The organism is Mesobacillus sp. (genome assembly GCF_049588175.1).
In the GTDB taxonomy this organism is placed as follows: Bacteria; Bacillota; Bacilli; order Bacillales; family Cytobacillaceae; genus Mesobacillus.
The window spans coordinates 1-4,687 of record NZ_JBAVFI010000128.1; the positions used below are offsets into that span (position 1 = coordinate 1).

The 4,687-nt window shown below is 40.2% G+C and carries 6 protein-coding genes and 1 pseudogene; 3 read left to right on the top strand and 4 right to left on the bottom strand.

Annotated features, from left to right (window positions below; all coding sequences use genetic code 11):
• On the top strand, positions 1-434 hold a 434-nt coding region (locus tag WB217_RS03155; RefSeq protein ID WP_423990558.1), incomplete at its 5' end, for an RluA family pseudouridine synthase.
• Between the two features lie 99 nt (positions 435-533).
• Here WB217_RS03155 and WB217_RS03160 read toward each other — a convergent pair.
• From WB217_RS03160 to WB217_RS03170, 3 genes and pseudogenes are all read right to left on the bottom strand, one after another.
• Positions 534-794: a GlsB/YeaQ/YmgE family stress response membrane protein gene (locus WB217_RS03160; RefSeq protein WP_335430234.1), complete on the bottom strand. Its 261-nt coding sequence runs from the start codon at positions 792-794 to the stop codon at positions 534-536.
• 486 nt (positions 795-1,280) lie between these two features.
• Positions 1,281-1,364: pseudogene (locus WB217_RS03165) on the bottom strand (NAD(P)H:quinone oxidoreductase, type IV); the annotation flags it as partial.
• A gap of 63 nt (positions 1,365-1,427) precedes the next feature.
• Positions 1,428-2,255 (bottom strand): aldo/keto reductase, encoded by an 828-nt coding sequence (locus WB217_RS03170; protein WP_423990560.1) that lies wholly within the window; start codon positions 2,253-2,255, stop codon positions 1,428-1,430.
• A 396-nt stretch (positions 2,256-2,651) separates the two neighbouring features.
• Between WB217_RS03170 and WB217_RS03175 the strand changes: the two genes are divergently transcribed.
• Both WB217_RS03175 and WB217_RS03180 read left to right on the top strand, forming a co-directional pair.
• Positions 2,652-3,269 (top strand): DUF47 domain-containing protein, encoded by a 618-nt coding sequence (locus WB217_RS03175; RefSeq protein WP_335430179.1) that lies wholly within the window; start codon positions 2,652-2,654, stop codon positions 3,267-3,269.
• A 12-nt stretch (positions 3,270-3,281) separates the two neighbouring features.
• Positions 3,282-4,280: an anion permease gene (locus WB217_RS03180; protein ID WP_423990563.1), complete on the top strand. Its 999-nt coding sequence runs from the start codon at positions 3,282-3,284 to the stop codon at positions 4,278-4,280.
• 47 nt (positions 4,281-4,327) lie between these two features.
• Here the strand turns inward: WB217_RS03180 and WB217_RS03185 are convergent, their stop codons facing one another.
• A complete protein-coding gene (locus WB217_RS03185) occupies positions 4,328-4,687 on the bottom strand; it encodes a DUF302 domain-containing protein (RefSeq protein ID WP_423990565.1) in 360 nt (119 codons plus the stop codon).

Sequence of the window (4,687 nt, forward strand, 5' to 3'; positions counted from 1 at the left end):
TGCTTGAAGATCGTCAAATTAAAAGAACCTATCTTGCCCTTGCAGACGGAATCATCCGACAAAATAAAGGAACAATAAATCAGCCAATCGGCCGTGACCGTCATCACCCAACTAAAAGAAGAGTGTCAGAAACTGGCCAAAAAGCCATCACACATTTTAAAGTTTTAGAGCGATTCAAACAAAAGGATTTGACGCTTTTGCAATGTTCACTCGATACTGGCAGAACCCACCAAATCCGTGTGCATTTCAGTCATCTCGGCCATCCGCTTGCTGGAGATTCCCTATATGAAGGCAGCACAGATTTTAATCGACAGGCATTGCATGCAGTCAAACTCGAATTGTTCCATCCGTTTACACAGGAAAAAATCATATGCCATGCACCTTTTATCGACCAGCCGCCAATTTTCTTTAATATAAATCCTTACGATATCTAAAAAAACGGAGCCGGTAAATGTTTCCGGCTCCGTTCTTGATTTCAAAGTACTTGCGGTCAAAAAAAAAAATCCTTCCAATTCGGAAGGATTTTTTTCTTATTAATGACGGTCAGCTTTACGCATGCTGCGCATTACAAGGCTGACAATGAATACTAATGCAATTGCACCAATCAGTGCTGGGACAATTGCAAAGTCAGCAACTACCGGACCCCAATCTCCTAGGATTGCTTGTCCAATCCAAGCACCAACAAAACCTGCGATAATGTTACCAATTACTCCACCTGGAATATCTCTTCCAAGGATTAATCCTGCTAACCATCCAATAATACCACCAATAATTAATGCCCAAAGAAAACTCATCATTTGTTTTTCCTCCTTAAAATTGTAGATGTAATGTTATCAAGTAGTAGAAGTGCTAAGGGGTTTTACACCCTTTTCAAAGAGTTCAACTGCAGTGATTATTAAAATTAGGCTGCACTGAAATTGTTTGCTTCCCGGGAGCATTTCAGCTTGCTCTAATCTTAACTTACCTCTTTACCGATGTTCTTAAACCAAGTTTTTTTCTGCAGCCTTCCAAGCAGTGATTCTAGGAATGAACTGCCGTCCATCCTTGTTGCTGCTGCTTGTACACCTACATTACCACCTATAACAGAAGTTAAAACCTGAAGGTATTAAATTTGCTCCGAAAAGCATTTTGTCCATGCAGCAGTTTCAACTCTTATTTTTAATGTATCCAAATTTAAAAATAAAAAACGGGCTGATTAAACTTCAGCCCGAAAAAGAATAAATATTTTATTTAACCCCTGTTTAGCCCATCCGGCCACGCGGATTGCCACCACCTACAGACTAATGCTTTATGGCAGTTTCAACATCTTCAGCCATTTTTCCATCCTGACCAACAGTTACCGGTGTACTATATGGATTTCCGCCCACAGTAATGATTGCACCCAGTACAAAATAGTTGACTATAAATAGTGGATTCTCATATCAGGTTTAAAAATCAATATTATCAGGATCTGCCCCAAAACGCTGATTTTGATTTAGAGCGTCGATCATTTCCATCTCTGCTTGAGTTAATTCAAAATCAAAAATTTTAGCATTTTCTTTTAGCCTTGATGGTGTGACCGATTTGGGAATAGCAATGATTTGATTTTGAAGATGCCATCTTAATATTACTTGTGCAGATGATTTATTATGGCTGTCAGCTATTTTTTTTAGAACCGGTTCATCAAGGAACCTTCCTCTTGCAAGAGGAGACCATGCCTCTACCTGGATATTGTGCCGCTGGCAATATTCACGCAACTCTTCCTGTGAAAGCAGTGGGTGCAGTTCGATCTGATTGACTACAGGCTTCTCTTCGCTATGCATAAGCAAGTCTTCGAGATGGTGTATTTTAAAATTGCTCACCCCGATTGCCTTAACCCTGCCTTCTCTATATAGTTTCTCCAAAGCACGCCACGTTTCAATATATTGGCCTTTCACCGGCCAATGAACGAGATAGAGGTCCAGATAATCAAGACCGAGCTTTTCCATGCTTGTCTCAAATGCCTTCAAAGTTGAATCGTAACCCTGGTCAGAGTTCCATACCTTTGTTGTAATAAACAATTCTTCTCTTGGTATACCGCTGTTGCGAATTGCCCTTCCAACACCCTCCTCATTCATGTAAAACGAGGCTGTATCAATGAGACGATACCCTAAATCTAACGCCTTCTGGATTGTTTCCTCAATCTGGCTGCCCTCTTCTACTTTATACACTCCTAGACCGAAAGCCGGAATTTCCACTCCATTATGTAAAACCACTTTATCAAAAATCGTAGCCATGATCTCCCTCCTTCCATTTTATTTTATCCACGAAGGCAGCCGAACACAATTAAAAGCGGCTGTCCAACCAGGCAGCCGCTGATCTATATTAACGGCTTATGGGCCGAAGTTTTCTTCTTGAAGCATTGCTGATATTCGGTCATTTCCCGGCAAAATTTTGTCCTAAACAGCGGTTAAGCCATTTTTTTATTAATTGGACTTAACTGCATAAAATCGTTTACAATTCCTTCAAAAAAGGTAAGAATTATTAACCGATCGTAAATTGTAAAAAGAAAAACATAGCTAATATTAAGATTTTGTAAATTTTTCATCAAACATCTTCATATTTCGACAGCTTTCAGATAAAATTAATTTCGCTCTAAAATATTTTATTTGGATAAACGTGGGGGTTACACTATGGTTTTCAGGAAAAAAGACAAATTCGCAGGCTTGCTTACGGACATTTCAGTGAATTTAAAGGAAAGCAGTGAATATTTTGCTGATTTCAAGCTTAACAATGCAAGCGATTTAAAGATTTTCACTGAAAAAATGAAGGATATGGAAACAAAAGGTGACAACATGATGCATGAAGTCATCATGGAATTGAACAACGCCTTCATCACACCTATTGAAAGAGAAGATATTCTAGCCCTTTCAATGAGCATGGATGATGTTCTTGATGGAATGGAGCACTGCGCTAACCTATTCGATATGTACTCAATTACAAAAGCAGATGACTTCATGCTGCAGTTCGTTGCAGCAATCAAGAGTGCTTCTTTCGAAATCGAACAAGCAGTACAGCTGCTGACAACAAAAAAATTAAAGCAGATCAGAGAACATGCTATCCGAATTAAGGATCTTGAATCTAAATGTGATGGTGTACTTCGCCAATCAATTAAGCATCTATTTTCAGTGGAAAAAGACCCAATCCGAATTATTCAGTTCAAAGAAATTTACGAAGGTCTTGAAGAAATCGCAGACAGCTGCCAGGATGTTGCAAACACCCTTGAGAGCATTGTCATGAAAAACGCGTAAGGAGCCTGAAAAATGGATGTAGTTTTTATCATAACAGCATTAATTGTCATCTTTGCCCTGGCATTCGACTTTATCAACGGTTTTCATGACACCGCTAATGCCATCGCCACATCAGTGTCCACCAAGGCTTTGAAGCCTCGCCATGCAATCCTTATGGCGGCCATCATGAACTTTGTTGGTGCAATGACATTTACTGGAGTAGCAAAAACAATTACTAAAGACATTGTGGATCCGTTCACTTTACAAAATGGTTCACTCGTAATCCTTGCAGCGTTAATCGCGGCTATTTTCTGGAATCTTTTGACTTGGTATTATGGTATCCCAAGCAGTTCGTCGCATGCCATCATTGGTTCAATTGCAGGAGCAGCGATAGCAGCAGCAGGACTTGATGCCCTTAATTACACAGGTTTCCTCAAGATTATCCAGGCTTTGATTTTTTCACCGCTTCTTGCATTTGTAATCGGATACGTCATTTACAGCATTTTTAAGGTAGTTTTTAAAAATAATAATCTTGCCAAGACAAACAGGAATTTCCGATATTTCCAGATAGGAACAGCAGCATTGCAATCGTTCACCCATGGGACGAATGATGCTCAGAAAGCGATGGGAATCATCACCATGGCACTGATCGCAAATGGTTTTCATTCAACAGATGACATACCATTCTGGGTTCAATTGTCATGTGCGATCGCTATGGGTCTTGGTACCTCAGTCGGCGGCTGGAAAATCATTAAAACCGTTGGCGGCAACATCATGAAAATCCGTCCTGTTAATGGAGTAGCAGCAGATTTAACAGGAGCGATGGTTATTTTCGGAGCTACATTTATCCACTTGCCAGTAAGTACTACCCACGTTATTTCTTCTGGAATCCTTGGGGTAGGTACTGCACACAGAGTCAAGGGTGTTAAATGGACAACTGCCCAGCGCATGATCATTACCTGGGTTATCACGCTGCCAATTTCTGCAACTGTTGCGGCAATTTCTTACTTTATCTTAAACGCTATTTTTTAACATATGAAAAGCCCAAGGATTCAATCCTTGGGCTTTTTAATGCTTTATTACAGGCTGTCAATTGCACCTATCAATCTTTTCTCAATGTCTGCAGCAATAGCCTGCAGTTCTTCATCTTCAACGAGTTTAATCAATTCAGTAGGCTTTGGAAGGCCAACCTTTGTTGATCCATTCTCCTTGTATACAACAATTTTACATGGCAGGAAATAGCTCACAAGCGGGCTTTTCTCAAGAACCCGCTTCGCCTCATGCGGATTGCAGACCTCAAGGATTATGTAATCCCCATCAAGTTCTACACCTTTGCCAGCAAGAGTTTCCTTCATATTCAGAGACCATAGAACACCAAACTTTTCGTTTTTCAGGCTGGCTTCGAGTGCTGAAACCGCCTCATTCAAAGACTTATCCAC